Raw genomic sequence first — 19,304 nt, forward strand, 5'->3', positions numbered from 1 at the left:
CCGGGCTCATTGCAGGAATGATCTGCATTATTATCATTGAGAAAATAGGTCATCAATTATATCCGCCTCCTGCCGGGGCCGGAAGCGGTGATATGTTGGTAATGAAGGAATACGTTGCTCACGCCCCCTTTATGGCGCTGTTCTTTGTGATCATCGGTTATGCGTTGGCCGCTTTCGTATCAGGATTCACAGCTGCAAAAGTTGCAAACGACGGAAAACATACTTCTGCAGCAGTCTGCGGAGTTATTTTCCTGTGCATAACAATGTATATGATGATTTCTCTGCCTACCCCAATATGGTTCTGGATTTCAGGGATTGTTGTATGGGGGCTGGTGTTTGCAGGAAGTAAATTAGCTTTAAAAACAAAAAAAACATGAAATCGCCATACTTTGCAGACTAAGAATTTGTTTAAACTTCTTTTCGATTGACCAACTATATCAAATATAAGTTTAAACAGATTTTAAATATAGATTTACAATATGCGATTCCATCATTAAAAAATAAAATACACATATGAAATTAGGAGCATTCTCAATCAGCCTGAGTGTGAAAGATCTTCAGAAATCCAAAGATTTTTATGAAAAACTAGGTTTTACCGCTATGGGCGGAGGTATGGATCAGAATTACCTCATTATGAAAAACGGAAGTACCCTGGTAGGGCTGTTTCAGGCCATGTTTGACGGAAATATGCTCACATTCAACCCGGGATGGGATGAAAATGCCCAAAACCTGGAATCTTTCGATGATGTACGCGATATTCAGAAACATTTAAAAGAGAATGGAGTGGAGATGGAGAAAGCCGCAGATGAAAGCACTTCAGGGCCGGAACATATTTTCCTGAAAGATCCGGACGGAAACATGATCTTAATTGACCAACACAGATAATCATAGACTATGAAAATATTAAAAAGAATTATTCTCGTTCTGGCTTCTATCCTTATTTTATGGATGGTTGTGGCTGCTTTTATCTCAGGAGACTGTGTATATGAAAAATCAATAACGATTAATGCTCCCGCTGAAAAAGTGTGGCAGCATACCAATACGCTGAAAGCAATGGACCGATGGAGTCCCTGGAACGACCTGGATCCGGCCATGAAAAAAGACTGGACAGGAACCACGGGACTGCCAGGTGAAAAAGTGTGCTGGGACAGCAAAAAAGATGCCGCCGGAAAAGGATGTCAGGAAATAAAGAAAATTGATGCAGCAGGCAAAAGAATTGATACGGAGATCAGATTTTTAACACCTTACGAAAGCGAAGCCAATGCCTTTGTAAAAATTGTTCCTGAAGGCAACGGAAGCAGTGCCACCTGGGGATTCACATCAAAAATCCCTTATCCCTTCACGGTAATGAAAATGTTTATGAATATGGAAGATGCGATTGGAAAAGATTACCAGAAAGGACTTTCAAGATTAAAAGAACTATCTGAAAAACCTTAAACGGAAACTTAATTAAAACTAACTAATATTAAAAAAACAATCAATGGCAACAGTAAACGTTTATTTAACATTTAATGGAAACTGCAGAGAAGCATTTGACTTTTATAAATCAGTTTTCGGAGGAGAATATCCTTACATCGGAACTTTCGGGGAAATGCCCCCAATGGAAGGTAAAGAAACTCCTGAAGAAGACAAAAACAAGATCATGCACGTTACTCTTCCGATCTCAAAAGAAACTGTTTTAATGGGAAGCGATACAGGTGGTGAATGGGCTTCCAATTTCAAAGAAGGGAACAATTTCTCCATTTCCATAAACGCAGAGTCCAAAGAAGAGGCAGATAAATTATTCAACGGTCTTTCTGCCGGAGGACAGGTAACAATGCCTATGGCAGATACTTTTTGGGGAGCCTATTTCGGAATGTTTACCGATAAATTCGCAATCAACTGGATGGTAAACTATGATGATCCCGCGAAAATGCAGCAACATCCTTAAGATTTTATACGAAATATAGTTTAAAAATAACCGGCAGAAATCTCTGCCGGTTTTTGTTGTATGATACATTTTGCATTCCAAAAATTTTTAAATTTGGAAGAGGCGAAGGGCAATAGATTATAGGTTGCAACGATAAAGCCTCTAACATAAAAAACAGAGATGAAATTTACCATTGAGCAGATTAAAGCGGAACACCAAAAAGTAAAAAGCGGAGCAGATTTTCCGAAGTATGTCCAGGCCATAAAGAATCTTGGAGTTTCAAATTATACCGTATATGTGACTGATGGAAATGCCCGGTATTTCGATACAGAAAATCAATCGGCACAGACCGGAGGGAAGTATGATCATCTTCAGGTTTCAGATAAGCTGAATACTGAACAGTTTAAAACCAGATTAAAGCTTCACCAGCAGGGCGGAACAGATTATCTCACATTTTGCAATGACTGTGCAGAAAACGGAGTGGAGGGGTGGACAATGGATCTTCACACCATGACCTGTACCTATTTCGATACAGAAGGAAATAAAATTCTGACAGAGCAGATTCCCGGATAGCCAGTATCGTTTGCTATTATTGATTTAAATTATTAATTTTGTTGTATACGATAGATAATAGTAATTGAATAGCATGAGAAAGGTTTTTACGAAGCTGGTATTTACAATATTAAGTCTGGGGTCCATAGCGGCATCTGCACAGGAAAATGATTTGGGCGCGTGGTATATGTATTTTGGAAACAATAAGATCAGTAAGAAACTGAACTGGCATAATGAAATCCAGTACCGCAATTTTAATGCAGCGGGAGACCTGGAGCAGCTGCTGATCCGTACAGGAATAGGATATGATCTGACTGAAAACAACAATAATGTTTTGTTGGGTTACGGTTTTATTATAAGTCGCCAGTATATAAACGGAGAGAAAAAAGAAAATATTGAACACAGGATTTTCCAGCAGTTTATTACCAAACAGAAATTCGGACGTTTTAATCTGCAGCACAGATACCGTTTGGAAGAACGTTTCCTGCAGGATGATTTCAGGATGAGATTCCGTTATATGATTGGCCTGAATATACCGGTTAACAAAAAAGAAATGCTCCCGAATTCGCTGTATGTTTCAGTATATAATGAGATATTTCTGAATTTAGACAGTCCCGTTTTCGACAGGAACAGGGTGTATGGAGCTTTAGGGTATGTAATTAATAAAAACATGCGTGTAGAAGCGGGTTATATGAATCAGATTCAGGAAAACAGAAACCGCGGACAGATCCAGATCGGGTTTTATAACAATATTCCTTTTAACAAAAACTGATACTGACAATCCTTGACAGATGCCTTGATGAAGAAAAAACGGTCAGTTTAGAAAACAGAATCAACAGATCAAATATAAATAAACACATATGCATTCAGGGAAAAGATTTGGGGCGCTTGAGTTCGCCGCCTGGACAAGACGCAGTATTTACGTCTTAACGGTATTGTCGGCAATACCCACAGTATTGTATTTTTTAGGCTGGAAATTCGTTTCCGTACCCTGGCAGCCGATTGCCATTTTGGGAACTGCAGTAGCCTTTATTGTCGGCTTTAAAAACAATGCCAGCTATAGCAGACTTTGGGAAGCCAGGCAGATTTACGGTGCAATCATCAATGACAGCCGCAGTTTCGGGTATATTCTGAGAGATTCCCTTTCAGCAAAAGATCAGGAAAAGGTGAAAGAAATGTTTCTCCGTCATTACGCCTGGCTTACGGCACTCCGTTTTCAGCTGAGAGAGCCAAGAGCTTGGGAAAATATGGGAACTGCACAGTTTGACGAGTATTCCAGGAAATATGACATCCCGGAAAGACTGAGCCAGCTGGATGATGAGATGAAAAAGTATATTTCCGAAGCTGAGCTTCAATACATTTTAAGCAAAAAAAACAGGGCAACACAGCTGATGGCCAGCCAGAGCAAAGAATTGTCCGAAGCTTACACAAAAGGGGATATCAACGATTTTCAGTGGACGCAGATCAACCAGCAGTTGGTGAAATTTACAGACAGTCAGGGAAAAGCAGAAAGGATCAAGAACTTTCCTTATCCCAGAAACTTCTCATCCATTACAACCTATCTTTTGATGCTGTTTATTCTTTTTGTGCCTTTTGGCATACTGAAAGAGCTGGATAAACTTGGGGAAGGAACTGCTTTGGAAGGCTTAACCATATGGTTTAACATTCCGTTTTCATTGATGGTGACGTGGTGTTTCCACACACTCGACAGTGTAGGCGAAGCTTCCGTAAACCCATTTGAAGGAAGCCCGAACGACGTGCCGATCACCCAGATCAGCCGTACCATAGAAATTGATATGAGAGATATGCTGGATGAATCCGATCTTCCTCCGGCCATTACTCCAAAGAACAATATTGTACTTTAAAAGTAAAGAATAAGTTAATTTTATACTGTTAATCACTCTGATAATATTTTAAATAACCAACCTCTCCAAACCTTATAGGTTTCTAAAACCTATAAGGTTTTTAAAAAAGATCTTAAAAAAGCAAAAAATAAAATTATTTAACCATTTCAAAAAATAACTCAAAAAAATAACTCAAAATGATTCACAGTTATGTTATCATATCCATTGCAGTACTGCTGTCTGTTATGATATTGGTGATGATAGGGCAGAAGCTGAAAGTAGCCTATCCCATCTTCCTGGTGATTGCCGGTCTTCTTATCAGCCTTATTCCCGGAATGCCGCATATTGAAATAGAGCCGGATCTTGTATTTCTTATTTTTCTTCCTCCCATTCTTTTTGAAGCTGCATGGTTCACTTCATGGCAGGATTTTCACAAATGGAGAAAGCAGATCTTTTCCATGGCTTTCGGGCTTGTATTTCTGACTTCAATAGTCGTGGCTTACCTTTCATCTTCCATTATTCCGGGGCTTACTGTTGCCATGGGCTTCCTGCTTGGAGGGGTGAACTCTCCGCCGGATGCAGTAGCCGCTACTTCTGTATTGAAACATATGAAGATCCCTAAAAAGATCACCAGTATTCTGGAAGGCGAAAGTCTTATCAATGATGCGTCCAGCTTAATTGTATTTAAATTTGCTTTGGCGGCCGTTATTTCAGGGCAGTTTATATGGAGAGATGCTGTTCAGGATTTCTTTCTGATGGCTGTGGGCGGAGTGGCAGTCGGTGTTGCTGCGGGATTTTTATTTGGAGCTTTGTTGAGAATTATACCCTCAAATTCCAATATTGATACCGTAATGACGCTGATCGTTCCTTACATCATGTATGTTGGGGCAGAGCATTTCCATTTTTCCGGCGTACTGGCGGTGGTTGCCGGGGGGCTTCTGATGTCTTATAATTCACACTGTTACTTAAGCCATACCTCAAGAATACAGTCGGGAAATGTATGGAGTGTACTCATATTCCTGATGAACACAATTATTTTCATCCTTATCGGTCTTGAGCTTCCGGTAGTGGTTGCTGCGATGAAAGATTATACCATTTCAGAAGGGATCTTCTACAGCGTTGTTATTGGCGGTGCTATTATTTTCACAAGAATACTGTACAGTTATGCAGTTATGTATTTCCCAAGGCTCTGTTCCAAAGAATTAAGGCTAAAAGTTCCGAAACCGGACTGGCGGGAACCCTTCATCATCAGTTTTGCGGCTATGAGAGGAGTAGTTTCTCTGGCTGCAGCACTTTCAATTCCTGCATTTTTACCTAATGGAGAAGCTTTTCCGCACCGCAATATTATTTTATTTGTCACTTTCGTTATTATATTGATCACGTTGGTAGGCCAGGGACTTCTGCTTACTCCGATCCTGAAATGGTTAAAAATAGACGATGCCGGAAGTGAATTGCCTGAAGAAAAGCAGGAAGTCATCCTGATGCGTAAACTTAAAGAAACCGCTCTGCACAAAATGGAAAATGACTTTTCCGAGCTGGCAGAAAAAAATACTTTGGTACGTCATCAGAAACATAAGCTGGAAACCGAAATGATGCTGATGGCAGACAAAGCCCAGTGCATGGCTTCTACAGGAGATTACGTCAATGCGGTCAATGAAAATAAGGACGTGCTTCGCCAGATCATTCAGGCGCAGAGAAATGAACTGCACCGGATGAAGAAGGAGAAAATTTTTGATGACCATGTCATGAGAACCATTGAAATGCAGCTCGATTTTGATGAAGCAAAAATTACAGGATTCTCTCACAGCTAAAGCACATTTAAATCTGATACTATGAATACTCCAATCACCGTCAATAGTTTGCGGGAATTTTTCAAAGGAAAGCTTTACCGAAGGCTGGAATTTAATTATTGGACATAATATGAAACAATATCTGGAAAATAAATAATATGATAAACCTGCTGCCTTTTACCATAGAAGATAGTTTTGAATTGATTTCTAAAATAAAAGACAAAAGAATGCTTCTCCAGTTTGCCGGCCCGGCCTATCATTTTCCACTCACAAAAGAACAGCTGGAAGATGATCTGAAAACCGAAAACCGATTCATGTTCAGGGTTTTTGACCAGGCAGAACACAATGTAATCGGTCATGCTCAGATCTTTTTGAAAGAAAAGACTTTCCTGCTTGGAAGAATACTGATATGGGACGAAAACAACAGAGGAAAAGGTTATGGAAAGAAAATTGTACTTGAACTGCTTCAATACGGATTCAGCCGCTTCGACAGAGAAACAGCCGAACTTAATGTATACGACTGGAATACCGGAGCTATTGAATGCTATAAAAAAGTAGGCTTTGAAATAGACCCGGACGTCATGAGCAAAGCCTGTATTGATGATGAGGTATGGCTTTCCGTTAATATGAAAATCAATAGAAAAACCTTCCGGTCCCTGAAACAAAAATAAAAGCAGTCTGCTTTGATATCAGGGCCTTTAAATAGGATAGGAGGACGTTTGCGGTGTATGACAGCAACAGGTATATATTACAATTTGTTCAGCCTGCGGATAATATTGGCAATACGGAATAAAATTTGCTATTTTTGGGGAAATATTTAGACATTCAATGAAAAAGAATATAATAGTAGGTTTAGCAGTGGTTTTGATGCTGGCGTCTTGTAATAAAGATGAGAAGATCCTGAACACGCTGAATGAGTATAATAATTCAATGGTAGAAAAAGGATATCATTTCGGTGATCAACTTGAGCTGCCGAAAGAGGTGACGGAAAATGCAGAAAGCATCAGTATCAGCTTTGGAGACAAAGAAACTTCAAGCTTGAAGGTTGATCCTAAATTCTTTACATTAGGTGATAACGCCGTTACTTTTAATATCAAAACAAAAGGCGGGAAAACCCTTAATCAGGATGCAACCATCAATGTATTTGCGAAAAATCCTGAAAAAAACATCGCCTATCAGATCATAGCAGAATATCCGCACGATCCGAAGAATTTTGTACAGGGCTTCCAGATCGAAGGAAATACAATCTATGAAAGTGACGGTCAGAATGGCTCTTCACAGATCCTGAAATATACATTGGGAACTACAACTCCATTAGCTTCCACAAAGCAGCCTCAGGAAGATTTTTCTGAAGGAAGTACCATCGTAGGCGATAAAGTATATCAGCTGACATGGCAGAGCAAAAAAGGATATATCTATGATAAAAGCTCTCTGAAACTGCTTTCGGAATTCGTTTACCCTAATGTCCTGGGCGAAGGCTGGGGGCTTACCTATGACGGGAAAAACCTGATCGCATCGGACGGAAGCAAGCTTTTATATTTCCTTGATGCCAATAATCCTTCAAAACTGATCAAATATGTTGCAGTGGCAGGAAGCTCACAGATTTACGACCAGCTGAACGAACTGGAATACCATAACGGATTTATCTATGCCAACGTATGGCAGAAACCCGTTGTGCTAAAGATCAATCCAGCAACAGGAGAAGTTGTGGGAACATTTGATTTTACAGATATCGCCAAACAGAATACCAAAGGAAGTGACGATGTACTCAATGGTATCACATTCAAGGGTGAAAATATGCTTGTAACAGGTAAAAACTGGCCGAAGATCTATGAGGTTCAGATCAAATAATTCCATTAAATTTAATCAACAATATATAGCGTTCCACGAGGACGCTATTTTTCATGAAAGGAATAAAATTTAGTATTTTTGAAGAATGATTAAGAATTCCCTGAAAACAAATATCACAGCCGGATTTGCCGCCATTTTACTGTTGACATCATGCAATAACAAAGATAAAATGCTTGATTCTCTGGCCGATTACAACAATTCAAAAGAAGAACAGGGCTATCATTTTGGTGATCAGCTCCAGCTTCCAAAAGAAGTCACTGACCATGCAGAAACCGTTACAATCAGTTTTGGAGATAAGGAAACCTCAAATTTAACGGTTGATCCCAAATTTTTCACATTGGGAGATAATGATGTGACTTTCATCATTAAAACGGAAAGCGGAGAAATCTTAAACCAGGATGCAACCATCAATGTTTTTGCGAAAAATCCTGAACAGAACATTTCCTATACTGTTGCGGCAGAATACCCTCATGATCCGGATAATTTTGTTGAAGGATTCCTTGTGGAAGGCAATACCGTCTACGAAAGTGATGGGTTGGACGGTTCTTCCCAGCTTATAAAATATACTTTGGGCTCGGCATCTCCAAGCCTTACGGAAAAGCAGCCTGCAGATGTTTTTTCCGAAGGTTGTACCATTGTGGGGGATAAAATCTATCAGCTGACGTATAAAAATAAAATAGGTTTTGTTTACGATAAAAATTCATTAAAAAAAATCTCACAGTTTCCTTTACCGAATGTAATTGGGGAAGGCTGGGGACTGACCTATGACGGGAAAAATCTTGTTGCTACTGACGGTTCAAAAAATCTGTATTTCCTGGATGTGAATGACCCCTCAAAAGTTGTAAGAACAGTTGCCGTTGCCGGACATAAAGAAACCTATGACAAACTTAATGAGCTGGAATATCACAACGGTTTCATTTATTCGAATATCTGGCATAAACCTTTTATTTTAAAGATCAATCCAGCAACAGGAGAAGCAGTAGGAAAGTTTGATTTCACAAAAATAACTGCCGAAAATGACCAAGGAAACAGTGAACATGTTTTGAATGGAATTGCTTTTAAAGGAGAAAATATGCTGGTGACGGGGAAAAACTGGGCGAAGATTTATGAAATTGCCGTTAAATAACTGATCTTTTAAAATTTAAATAAAAGTATGTAAATTGCTGACGTTCCGCATAGGAAAGTTATCTTTACCAAAATAGATTTTGAGACCATTTTATATCATACTGATCTTCCTTTTCTGTACAGCCAATGCGCAGAAATCCCTTCCTTTAGATACCTTGAAGCTGAAGGAGGCCAAAGATATGCTGGCAGACGATTACGGAAACCTGTACATTTATAAGAACAAAGACTTTAGTTTCACCAAGTATGATTCTTTGGGAAAACAGCTTGGGAAAATGATGCTGACAGTTCCGTACAAAGTGCAGTCCGTTCAGAATCCGTTGAGCCTGGCGTTATTTTCAGAGAATGCCCAGGAAATGAAATTTGTGGATCAGAATATGAACGAGATTCAGAAGATTGATTTCAGACAGAAATTCGGATTTATCAAAATGGCGTATGCTGAAGATCTTCAGCAGCTGTGGCTTCTCGACGATAGTACAAAACGGCTGATCCAGTATAACTTCAGGAACGATACAACGATCAATTCCTATCCTTTTGATATCAGTTTTGATGATCTGATGGATATGCTGGTATTCGAAAATAAAGTTTATATCCTAACCCGGAAGCATATCAGGATATACTCGCTGAAATTTGAAAAACTCTTTGAAGTTCCTCTCGAAAACGGGAAAAGATTCAGAAGAGAGAACGATGTTATTTTGGTGGTGTCGGACAATTCGATTCTGAAATATGATCCTGAAAAAGGGATGATTAAAATTTTTGAAGATAAAGACGCACAAATTGTGGATAAAAACATCCTTTCTTATTTTGAAATCAAAGCGAACAAACTCTATCTTTACAACCTCGAAAAAATAAAGGAAACTAAACTGCAGACAGAACCGGAGACTGCACCGCCAGCCACAGAACCACCATCTGAACAGACAGTTGGAGAAGAAGTAAAGAAAGCTGACGGAGATAAAAAGGAATCTGACGAAAAAGCTCCTGATACTACTTTACAGAAGCTTATAGAAGATACTTCCGAGGTTCAGGCCGCAGGTGTTTAGCCCGATTAATAAAAAAATACTTAGGAGAATGCATATTGCAGTTACTGGAAATATTGGAGCCGGAAAAACAACTTTGACCACGATGCTTGCCAAGCATTATGGATGGGATGCACAGTTTGAAGATGTAGATCATAACCCTTACCTCGAAGATTTTTATGCGGATATGAGCAAGTGGAGTTTTGCACTTCAGATCTATTTTTTGGGAAGCAGGTTCCGCCAGGTGAAAGAGATCAGGGAAAGTGGTAAGAATATTATCCAGGACCGGACCATCTACGAAGATGCCCATATTTTTGCTGAAAACCTGAATGATATGAAGCTTCTTTCAGACAGGGATTTCAATAACTATGTATCTGTTTTCGGTCTCATGAAGTCTTTTGTTTCCGCTCCGGATCTGTTAATTTATTTGAAATCTGACGTTCCGAACCTGGTGAAAAAGATTTATAAAAGAGGAAGGGAATATGAGGCATCCATCAGCATTGAGTATCTTTCTAAACTGAACCAGAAATACGAAAAGTGGATCTCCGATTATACGGAAGGAAAGCTTCTCGTGATCGAAGTGGATGATCTGGATTTTGTAGAAAAGCCTGAAGATTTCGGATTTATTCTGGAAAAGATCGAAGCAGAGCTGAACGGCCTGTTTTAACAAATTTTTATCAGAATTTAAAATAGTTTTCAATTCATTTCTTCCTACATTTGATGGAAGAGTTTAATTTTTAAATGATTACATTATGACGGTTAAAGTTTTACATAATGGAAACTGCTCTAAATCAAATGCCGTACTCGAGTATCTTGATGAAAACGGTGTCCCTTTTGAAATCATCAATATCGTAGAAGAGCCGTTGAGCGTCTTAGAGATCAAAACATTGCTGAAAAAGCTCAATCAGAGCGTATTTCATATCATCCGTAAAACAGATAAGCTGTATACGGAAAATTATGCTGATAAAAATTATTCTGAAGAAGAATGGATCAGTATCCTGTCTGAAAATCCTTCCCTGATACAGAGGCCTATCCTGATCAAAGGATCTGTTGCCATGCTGGGAAGACCTATCGAAAATGTAAAATTCTTTATTGAAAAATAATACAAATAAAAAAGTCAGCTTTTCCGCTGACTTTTCTTTTTCTACAATAGAATGACGCCTTCTACTTTAGCGACTTCCTTATAAATATTCACTACCTGATCTGCATCCAGAACGAATGCATTGATATTGCATGCAGTGTATTTTCCGTTTTTGCTTTCGCGGTTTCCCAGTGTAAACTTGATGCCGTCAAAAACCTTATAAATTTCAGTAAGTTTTGCCTGATCTGTAGGAATGATAAATTTGAATAAATAATCTTCGGGAAAGTCATGCTGAGCTTCCAGTTTTTCCTTCAGGGAATTATAAAATTCCTCCGGGCTTGCGTGTTGGTTTCCTTGTAATATGTCCATCTGCAGTTGTTAATTTATATATAAATATAGCGAAATTTTTTCTATTTTCCAAGCGGTCCCAGCAGTGCTTTAGAGTTCTGGTGCTCGTAATCTTCAATGATGTTGAAAAGCCCGTTCACAAGCTGTTCAGAGGCAAGTTTACTCAATCCGCCGGTATTTACATTGCTGTTGCTTCCTCCCAGAAGGCTTCCAAGAAGATTATTTCCTGAAAGAGCGGTATTGATGGTTTTTGCAATTCCGTATTCATTCAGTTTCTCGTCCACTTTGGGAGCGATGGCAGCCACAAGCTGCTGAGAGGTTTTTTCCTTTAAAATCTGTGTTGCCGTAGTACCCTGGATGATTCTGGTGACATCCTGTGCATTCAAACTGTTCACAGCATTCTGTAGGATAGGTTTTGAAATATTAACAGTATAAGCTGCCGCCTGAGCAATAAAATCTCTTTCTTTGGCTACTAGGGAAGGGGCGATTTTTTCAAGAGTAGAGTTAATGTCTCTGAGTTCCTTGGGAAGAGCTTTATCCACCATATTATTTTTAAGGAAGGCCTCCTTATTGCTGTAGATTCCCATTCCTTTATCTATACCGTTCAGTAAAACCCGTTTGATGATGGATAAACCGAGGTCGGAAGTAGCCATTGATGTGCAGGATTGGACGCCGGTGAAAATTAATGTTCCCGTTCCAATTAATAATGCTGCTGCTATAACGTATTTTTTCATTGATCTTTTTCTTATTTTTTCAAATACTGCGCCAAAGGTAAACACTATAGACGTATTAACAAAATATTAAATACTTAGGGCTATTTGGTGAATTTTTTGTTAAAAAGGCACATTTTTCAATTGGGTATTTTATTGTAAATTAACATTTATAATGAATTTTGATTACTAAAGCTGGCTTTATTTGGTTTTTTATTTAGTTTTTATTTAATTTTTTTAAATTTTTATGATATGTTAACAATGTTCATATTTTTTTCTATTTTTGACTAATGTCTTTTTTTGAGAATTTAAATAACTCTACAAGACGTTAATAAAAATTAGATTGTACGAATAAAATTGAAACTATATGAAACAACGTGATTTAAAGTATTCATGTCTCATTGCCGTTTTGTACTTCGGTATGAACGTCAATGCGCAGACTACACCAAAAGATACTACTGCCAAAGAGCAGAAGATCGAGGAGGTGGTTCTGATAGGATATGGTGCCCAGAAAAAAGAAAATGTTACTGGGAGTATTGCCACAATTAGTGCTAAAGATATAGCAGACAGACCCAATTCGAACCCCATCAGTTCTGTTCAGGGTAAAGTGTCTGGGGTCCAGATTCTGAATTCCGGAGCACCGGGTGCTTCACCAAGAATAGATATTCGAGGGGTTGGGTCCATAAGTGGGAAAGCAGTATTTATTGTAGACGGAATGATTACAGATGACATCTCATTTTTAAATCCGCAGGATATAGAATCAATGAGCATCTTGAAAGATCCATCCAGTTTAGCCATCTTTGGAGCTAAAGCATCGAATGGAGCGGTTATTATTAAAACTAAAACCGGTAAAGGAAAAAAGACAACCTTTAATTTCAATTCTTATGTTGGGGTAAAGAAGGTGACAAACGTTCCTGAAATGGTGAATGGAGACCAATACGTTGAGTTATATAATGAAAAGTATATGAATGATATACGTGTAGGTGGACAAACATTCGATCCTACAAAAATTATATCAAGATCTCAATTCCCGGCAGATACAAACTGGTTCAATGAAATTTTGTCACAGGGAATTATCAGCTCATCTGATATTTCTGCCTCAGGTAATCTTGATAAATTAAATTATTTCTTAAGCTTAGGCTATTTGAAAGATGAAGGTACTTTAGAAGCTGGGCGTGGCATCAACTCAGGAAATGATTTCGGAAGATTAAATACAAGAATTAATCTTTCTTATAAGATTAATGATAATTTAACGATCGGAGATAACTTTACCTGGGCTGATATTCATAATAATAATGCCAACAATCCTTTATTGACGGCCTATAATGCTCCACCGGTTTTCTATCCTATTAATCCGAATACCAGTAATTACGATTATATTACTTTAGCAAATATAACGAATCCAAAGGCAATGCTTGATTTGTTCCGTTCAAAGACTAAGCAGCAGCGTATGCTGAATAATATTTGGGCCGAATATAAGTTTTTAAGCGACTTTACATTAAGAGTAAGTTATACTTCTGATAATACCAATACCAGCAAGTATGAATTTACCCCTACCTCAACTTATATTCCTCAACCTAACAGAACTCTCTTAATAACCAGAGATTCTAGAAACAGAGACTATGTATGGGATAATACATTGTCTTGGAAGAAAAAGCTGGGACGACATAATATTGAATTGCTGGCAGGTTTTTCACGTACCCAAAATTATTATCGTGAAAACTATTTAGAAGCCAGAGATATTATATTTAATGGTAAAGATAGCAGTCTTGATATTTCTACAGGAAATGAAATTGTTGGAATGACCATAAGTGGACAAGACGATCCTCGTGCTGTTACTCCTTATAAAAAAAGAATAGAATCAACATTTGGAAGACTTAATTATGATTACGCAGGTAAATATCTTTTAAATGCTTCAGTTCGTAGAGATGGGGCAACAGGGTTCTCTTCTGATGACAGATATAAAGTATTTCCGGCAGTAAGTATAGGCTGGGTGATCTCGAAAGAAGGATTTATGAGTAATCAGAATGTATTTAATTTATTGAAGTTAAGAGCAAGCTGGGGTAAACTTGGTAATCCGGAAGTTGCGAGAGATTATGATAATCTTACTAGTATTCTTACAGGTGGAGCTTATTTTGGAGGAATTGGTAATCCAGCACAAACAGTTACTAAGATTGTAGATCCAACTATTACATGGGAAACCACTACCGGCCGGGATTTAGGTCTTGAAATGGCTTTGCTTAATAATAGGTTAAAGATTGAAGCAACTTATTTTGATAAAGATTCTAAAGATGTGGTGTATGGCATTAATCAGCCAACAACATCAGGAGCAAGTAATGCAAACAGCTATGTAACTAACGCTTACTCTTTTAACAACAAAGGGTTTGAAGGCTCTATCAGTTATGATACAAAAATAAATGATCATATCAAGTTCAGTGTTTTTGGTAATATTACTACTCTGGATAACAAAATTACAAGTGTATATGCAGATTCATATAACCAGCCAGGGGTAAGTTTGTTTGGTAATCCAATAATTAGACTGGAGAAAGGCCAGGCTGTAGGCTCATATTATGGCTATAATGTAATCGGAGTATTCCAAAATGACGCACAGGTAACTGCTGCTCCTACTTATTCATCCGTAAAAAAGACTGTCGGAGGGTTTATGTTCGAAGATAGAGACGGAAATGGGGTTATAGATGCCAATGACAAGACATTCTTAGGAAGTCCTGTTCCTAAATTTACTTATGGATTTGGATTTAATGTTAATATCTACGATTTCGATTTAGCAATGGATTTTCAGGGAGTATCCGGAAATAAAATTTATAACTATAACAGAGAGCAGAGATTTGGAAATGAAAGCTGGGATTTAGATTTTTACAATAACAGATGGCATGGAGAAGGCACATCAAATACATACGCTATGACTACCAATGACCAGGGGGTTATTGTGCCAAGTAGCTTTTATGTAGAGGATGGAAGCTTTTTCAGAATTAGAAATATTCAGATTGGTTATAATCTTCCAAAAGATGTATTAGGTACGGCAATCCAAAAGTTACGTTTTTATGCAAGTGCACAGAACCCGTGGACAAGCTTCAAGTATCATGGTTTCTCTCCGGAAATTTTGAATACGGATAGAGTACAGATGGGTATAGACAATAATATTTATCCAATATCTGCAATATATACAGTTGGAGTAAATGTAACTTTTTAATTTAATTTTATCATGAAAAAAATAATATTTTCCATATTCATGCTTTCCGCAGTGTTAAGCTGTAAGAGTGATTATTTAGATATACCTGTTGAAGGAAGAACTGATGCTTCAGAATTCTTTAAAACAGAAAGTGATGCCATACAGGCTACCAATGCAATTTATAATTTTTTAAGAAGCTGGGATAATTCAGCATTTCCCTACCAATATCTGTTCGGAGTGCCTGCTGATGATGTATTAAAAGGCTCAAATCCCGGAGATGCCTCTTTTATGAACGCATATGATCAGTTTACTTTTACTTCCAGTGATGAAGGGGTTAAAGGATACTGGTCTGGCCAGTGGCAGGCAATAGCCCGCTGTAACCAGGTAATTTCAAAAGTTCCGGCTATTGAAATGAATACTGCTTTAAAAGACAGACTTTTAGCTGAAGCAAAATTTTTACGTGCTTACTTTTACTTCAATTTAGTAAGAATATATGGTGGTATTCCGATTTTTGATGGACTTCAGGAAAACTATAATATTCCCAGAAATACATCAGATGAAGTTTATAGCTTTATAATTTCTGATTTAACGGCGGCTTCGCAGATTTTGCCACAGTCGTACGGAGCATCAGATTTAGGGAGAGCTACTAAAGGAGCTGCATTGGGAATGCTGTCAAAAGTGTTCTTATACAAAAAAGACTGGCAGAAAGCTTATGAGGCTTCCAGTCAGGTGATTGCGATGGGGTATTCATTAGATGCTGATTTCAATCATTTATTTAGAGTTGCAGGAGAATTTGGCCCCGAATCGGTTTTTGAAGTTGATTGTGCTTGCACAGGCCAGTACAAAGGAAGTCAGTATTCACAAGTACAAGGAGCTAAAGATCAGTTTGGCTGGGGATTCTTTACCCCCTCTCAGGCATTAGAAGATGCTTTCGAACCTGGCGATATTCGTAAAGAATTAACGATTCTAAGAAATGGAGAAACTACACCGGAAGGAGATGTTATCAATGCAAATCCAACCTCTGTTAATACGTATAATCAAAAAGCATATGTTCCAACAAGCCAGCAAAATACAGCTTGTGACGCTGGTTCAGTTCAAAATATCAGGATTTTACGTTTTGCTGAAGTTTTATTAATCAATGCAGAAGCAGCAAACGAATTAGGAAATACTGCAGTAGCTATAGCAAACCTTAATAAAGTAAGAACAAGAGCTATGTTGCCAAATACGACAGCTTCTTCTCAATCTGCTTTAAGAACAGCTATCTGGCATGAACGAAGAGTTGAACTTGCTATGGAAGGGGACCGTTTTGTGGATCTGGTAAGAACAGGACAGGCTGCTACAGTATTGGCACCATACGGATTCAAAGCTGGAAAGAATGAACTTTTCCCAATTCCTTTTATAGAAATAGGTCAAAGTAATGGCGTTTTAACGCAAAACCCAGGATATTAAAAATAAACCATAAACTTTAGAGGAGAATGAAAGTTCTCCTCTTCTTTTAGTAGAACCAGGTAAAAAAGATTTCATGAAAAGGACCGTATTATCAATTGCCGTAACATCTTTATTCTTTGCATACTCTTGCAAAAATTCCCAGGCTCCAAAACAGGAAACTATCCAAAATAAAAACGTAAAAAGCACTATTACCGATGAACAGCTCATGGACAGAGTTCAGAAAGATGCCCTGAAATATTTCTGGGACTATGCCGAACCCAAGTCAATGCTCGGAAGAGAACGTTACCATGAAGACAATATCTATCCCGATAATGATAAGCATGTAGTGACAACAGGCGGCTCAGGATTTGGCCTGGCAACATTATTGGTAGGAGTGGAAAGAGGATTTATCCCAAGAAAAGAAGCCGTGAAAAGACTTACCCATATGATGGATTTTCTGGCGAAAGCAGACCGTCATAAAGGCGCATGGTCACACTGGATCAATGGAGAAACAGGGAAAACAGTTCCTTTCGGCAAGAAAGATAACGGGGGAGACCTCGTTGAAACCGCATTCCTTACCTCGGGGATTCTTATGGTACGCGAATATTTTAAAAACGGAAATGCCGAAGAAAAAGCCCTTGCCTCAAAATGCGATGAGCTTTGGAAAGGAATTCAATGGAACTGGTATACAAAAGGAGGTGAAAAAGTCCTTTACTGGCACTGGTCACCGGAATATCAGTGGGAAATGAATTTTCCGCTGGAAGGCTATAATGAATGTCTGATCACCTATATCTTAGCCGCTTCATCGCCAACCCATCCTATCGATGCGGAAACCTATTACAAAGGCTGGACGAGAAACGGGACATACCTTACAGACAAAACAAAATACGGACTTCCTCTGTATGTAAAACACAATTATGCAGAAGAATATGGCGGACCGCTTTTCTGGTCACAATATTCCTATATCGGTCTGGATCCTACCGGACTTTCTGATAAACTGGTGAAAAACTATTTTGACTTAAACAAAAATCAAGTCCTTATCGACTATAAATACTGCGTTGAAAATCCAAAACAGTGGAAAGGCTATGGCCCGAACTATTGGGGACTGACAGCAGGCTATACAAGAAATGAAGACGGAAGTACAGGCTATACCGCTCATATGCCTATTAATGACAACGGAGTGATCACACCTACCGCAGCGCTCAGCAGCTTTCCCTACACCCCAAAAGAATCTATGAACGTTCTGAGATTCCTCTATACTCAGAAACCGGAATTTATTGGGTCAGCAGGACCTTATGATGCAACTTCGGTTAATTATAACAACTGGTTCACACCAAGATATTTAGCAATAGATCAGGGAACAATAGCTCCGATGATTGAAAACTACAGAACCGGATTCCTTTGGAAATTATTTATGAATGCCCCTGAGATTCAGCAGGGACTTAAGAAATTAAGTTTCCAGTCTGACAAATATGGTATTAAATAATAGAAATTTATATTACCTTCAACAGGGTTTTCATCAATATGAATGGGCTTTACCCCGTTTAAATAAAAAAAGACATGCCAAACGGCTTTAGCCGAAACCTCAATAACAATATGAAACTAAAACTGAAACACCTTCCTCTTTTACTCCTGCCATTGTCACTGCAGGTGAATGCCCAGGAAATAAAAGCAGAGCTGAACAAAGAAATTAAAAGAACAGAAAAAATATCCTACATCCTTGATTATCCTCAAAAAGTAAAAGGAAACGTTCCGTTGATCGTGTTTCTTCACGGTTCCGGAGAAAGAGGAAATAACCTTGATGCAGTCAAGGCGCACAGTCCCTTTACCTATAAAAACCTCATCAAGGAACCTGTAGCGATCCTGGCACCGCAATGTCCCGCAGATTCATGGTGGGACACCATAACGGTTTATAACCTGATCAAAGAAATTCAGAAAAAATATAAAATTGATGCCTCAAGAATTTACCTTACCGGACTTTCGATGGGAGGCTGGGGGACCTGGAAATTAGCTATGGAACATCCTGAAATGTTTGCAGCGGTAGTTCCCGTATGTGCTCCGGCAGACAGAGTAATGGGAGCCAATATTGATCGGTTTAAACAGTTGCCTGTAAAAATTTTTCACGGGGGGAATGATGATGTCGTTTCTCCAATGAATTCGATAGAAATGTATCAGGCTTTAAAAAAAGTAAACCCAACGGCTACATTAACTATTTTTCCTGATGATAACCATAATTCCTGGGATTCTACCTATTCAGATCCGAAACTGTACGAATGGATGCTTTCTAAGAAAAAAGGAGAATAAATTTTTTGGTGAATAGTGCAGAACTAAAAATCGAGAATGTTTAAAGAAAGCGGGATAATGATAACATGATCAATTTTATCGCAGATAAAATCTTTGCATCTTAAAAACATACAGCTTGAAAAAATAGCACCTTCGTTATCCAAAAAAAGCCCCACTGTT

General features: G+C 38.4%; 20 protein-coding genes. 18 read left to right on the forward strand and 2 right to left on the reverse strand.

All coding sequences use genetic code 11. The features are described from left to right. Window positions 1–17 precede the first annotated feature (17 nt). The 14 genes from IX38_RS13570 to IX38_RS13635 all read left to right on the forward strand — a co-directional run bounded on the left by IX38_RS13570 (window position 18) and on the right by IX38_RS13635 (window position 11,187). Window positions 18–377 (forward strand): hypothetical protein, encoded by a 360-nt coding sequence (locus IX38_RS13570; protein ID WP_034705874.1) that lies wholly within the window; start codon window positions 18–20, stop codon window positions 375–377. A 136-nt stretch (window positions 378–513) separates the two neighbouring features. Beyond that, complete coding sequence (locus IX38_RS13575) at window positions 514–885, forward strand: VOC family protein (protein WP_034705875.1); 372 nt, start codon at window positions 514–516, stop codon at window positions 883–885. A 9-nt stretch (window positions 886–894) separates the two neighbouring features. After that, entirely contained in the window at window positions 895–1,437 is a 543-nt protein-coding gene (locus tag IX38_RS13580) for an SRPBCC family protein (RefSeq protein ID WP_034705881.1), read from the forward strand. A 43-nt stretch (window positions 1,438–1,480) separates the two neighbouring features. Beyond that, window positions 1,481–1,930 (forward strand): VOC family protein, encoded by a 450-nt coding sequence (locus tag IX38_RS13585; protein WP_034705882.1) that lies wholly within the window; start codon window positions 1,481–1,483, stop codon window positions 1,928–1,930. Window positions 1,931–2,089: 159 nt separating this feature from the next. Next, a complete protein-coding gene (locus tag IX38_RS13590) occupies window positions 2,090–2,482 on the forward strand; it encodes a DUF1398 domain-containing protein (RefSeq protein ID WP_034705883.1) in 393 nt (130 codons plus the stop codon). 73 nt (window positions 2,483–2,555) lie between these two features. After that, window positions 2,556–3,233, forward strand: coding sequence for a DUF2490 domain-containing protein (locus IX38_RS13595; protein WP_034705892.1), 678 nt, complete (start codon window positions 2,556–2,558; stop codon window positions 3,231–3,233). An 88-nt stretch (window positions 3,234–3,321) separates the two neighbouring features. Then, window positions 3,322–4,326 carry a bestrophin family protein gene (locus IX38_RS13600; RefSeq protein WP_034705895.1) on the forward strand — a complete coding sequence of 335 codons (1,005 nt, stop codon included), beginning with the start codon at window positions 3,322–3,324 and terminating at the stop codon, window positions 4,324–4,326. 176 nt (window positions 4,327–4,502) lie between these two features. Then, complete coding sequence (locus tag IX38_RS13605) at window positions 4,503–6,116, forward strand: Na+/H+ antiporter (RefSeq protein WP_034705898.1); 1,614 nt, start codon at window positions 4,503–4,505, stop codon at window positions 6,114–6,116. A 137-nt stretch (window positions 6,117–6,253) separates the two neighbouring features. Beyond that, complete coding sequence (locus tag IX38_RS13610; RefSeq protein ID WP_034705900.1) at window positions 6,254–6,766, forward strand: GNAT family N-acetyltransferase; 513 nt, start codon at window positions 6,254–6,256, stop codon at window positions 6,764–6,766. A 157-nt stretch (window positions 6,767–6,923) separates the two neighbouring features. After that, on the forward strand, window positions 6,924–7,946 hold the full coding sequence (locus tag IX38_RS13615) for a glutaminyl-peptide cyclotransferase (RefSeq protein ID WP_034705902.1): 1,023 nt from the start codon (window positions 6,924–6,926) through the stop codon (window positions 7,944–7,946). A gap of 100 nt (window positions 7,947–8,046) precedes the next feature. Beyond that, complete coding sequence (locus IX38_RS13620; protein WP_034706046.1) at window positions 8,047–9,072, forward strand: glutaminyl-peptide cyclotransferase; 1,026 nt, start codon at window positions 8,047–8,049, stop codon at window positions 9,070–9,072. Between the two features lie 79 nt (window positions 9,073–9,151). Further along, window positions 9,152–10,108, forward strand: coding sequence for a hypothetical protein (locus tag IX38_RS13625; RefSeq protein WP_051884742.1), 957 nt, complete (start codon window positions 9,152–9,154; stop codon window positions 10,106–10,108). Window positions 10,109–10,136: 28 nt separating this feature from the next. Further along, window positions 10,137–10,751, forward strand: a complete 615-nt coding sequence (locus IX38_RS13630) for a deoxynucleoside kinase (RefSeq protein ID WP_034705905.1) — start codon at window positions 10,137–10,139, stop codon at window positions 10,749–10,751. Between the two features lie 85 nt (window positions 10,752–10,836). Then, entirely contained in the window at window positions 10,837–11,187 is a 351-nt protein-coding gene (locus IX38_RS13635) for an ArsC/Spx/MgsR family protein (RefSeq protein ID WP_034705907.1), read from the forward strand. A gap of 41 nt (window positions 11,188–11,228) precedes the next feature. Here IX38_RS13635 and IX38_RS13640 read toward each other — a convergent pair whose 3' ends face one another. Further along, window positions 11,229–11,534, reverse strand: a complete 306-nt coding sequence (locus IX38_RS13640; protein ID WP_034705909.1) for a DUF493 family protein — start codon at window positions 11,532–11,534, stop codon at window positions 11,229–11,231. 41 nt (window positions 11,535–11,575) lie between these two features. After that, complete coding sequence (locus IX38_RS13645; protein ID WP_034705911.1) at window positions 11,576–12,247, reverse strand: DUF4197 family protein; 672 nt, start codon at window positions 12,245–12,247, stop codon at window positions 11,576–11,578. Between the two features lie 343 nt (window positions 12,248–12,590). Here IX38_RS13645 and IX38_RS13650 point away from each other — a divergent pair, with 343 nt between their 5' ends. From IX38_RS13650 to IX38_RS13665, 4 genes are all read left to right on the forward strand, one after another. Then, window positions 12,591–15,434 carry a SusC/RagA family TonB-linked outer membrane protein gene (locus tag IX38_RS13650; RefSeq protein WP_084680276.1) on the forward strand — a complete coding sequence of 948 codons (2,844 nt, stop codon included), beginning with the start codon at window positions 12,591–12,593 and terminating at the stop codon, window positions 15,432–15,434. Between the two features lie 12 nt (window positions 15,435–15,446). Next, complete coding sequence (locus IX38_RS13655) at window positions 15,447–16,862, forward strand: RagB/SusD family nutrient uptake outer membrane protein (protein WP_034705917.1); 1,416 nt, start codon at window positions 15,447–15,449, stop codon at window positions 16,860–16,862. Window positions 16,863–16,935: 73 nt separating this feature from the next. Next, window positions 16,936–18,327, forward strand: a complete 1,392-nt coding sequence (locus IX38_RS13660) for a glucoamylase family protein (RefSeq protein WP_034705919.1) — start codon at window positions 16,936–16,938, stop codon at window positions 18,325–18,327. 110 nt (window positions 18,328–18,437) lie between these two features. Beyond that, the gene (locus IX38_RS13665; RefSeq protein WP_051884752.1) at window positions 18,438–19,145 is read left to right on the forward strand and encodes a carboxylesterase family protein; all 708 of its coding nucleotides are present in this window, start codon (window positions 18,438–18,440) and stop codon (window positions 19,143–19,145) included. The last annotated feature ends 159 nt before the right edge of the window (window positions 19,146–19,304 follow it).

The sequence above is a fragment of the Chryseobacterium luteum genome (genome assembly GCF_000737785.1).
Taxonomy (GTDB): domain Bacteria; phylum Bacteroidota; class Bacteroidia; order Flavobacteriales; family Weeksellaceae; genus Chryseobacterium; species Chryseobacterium luteum.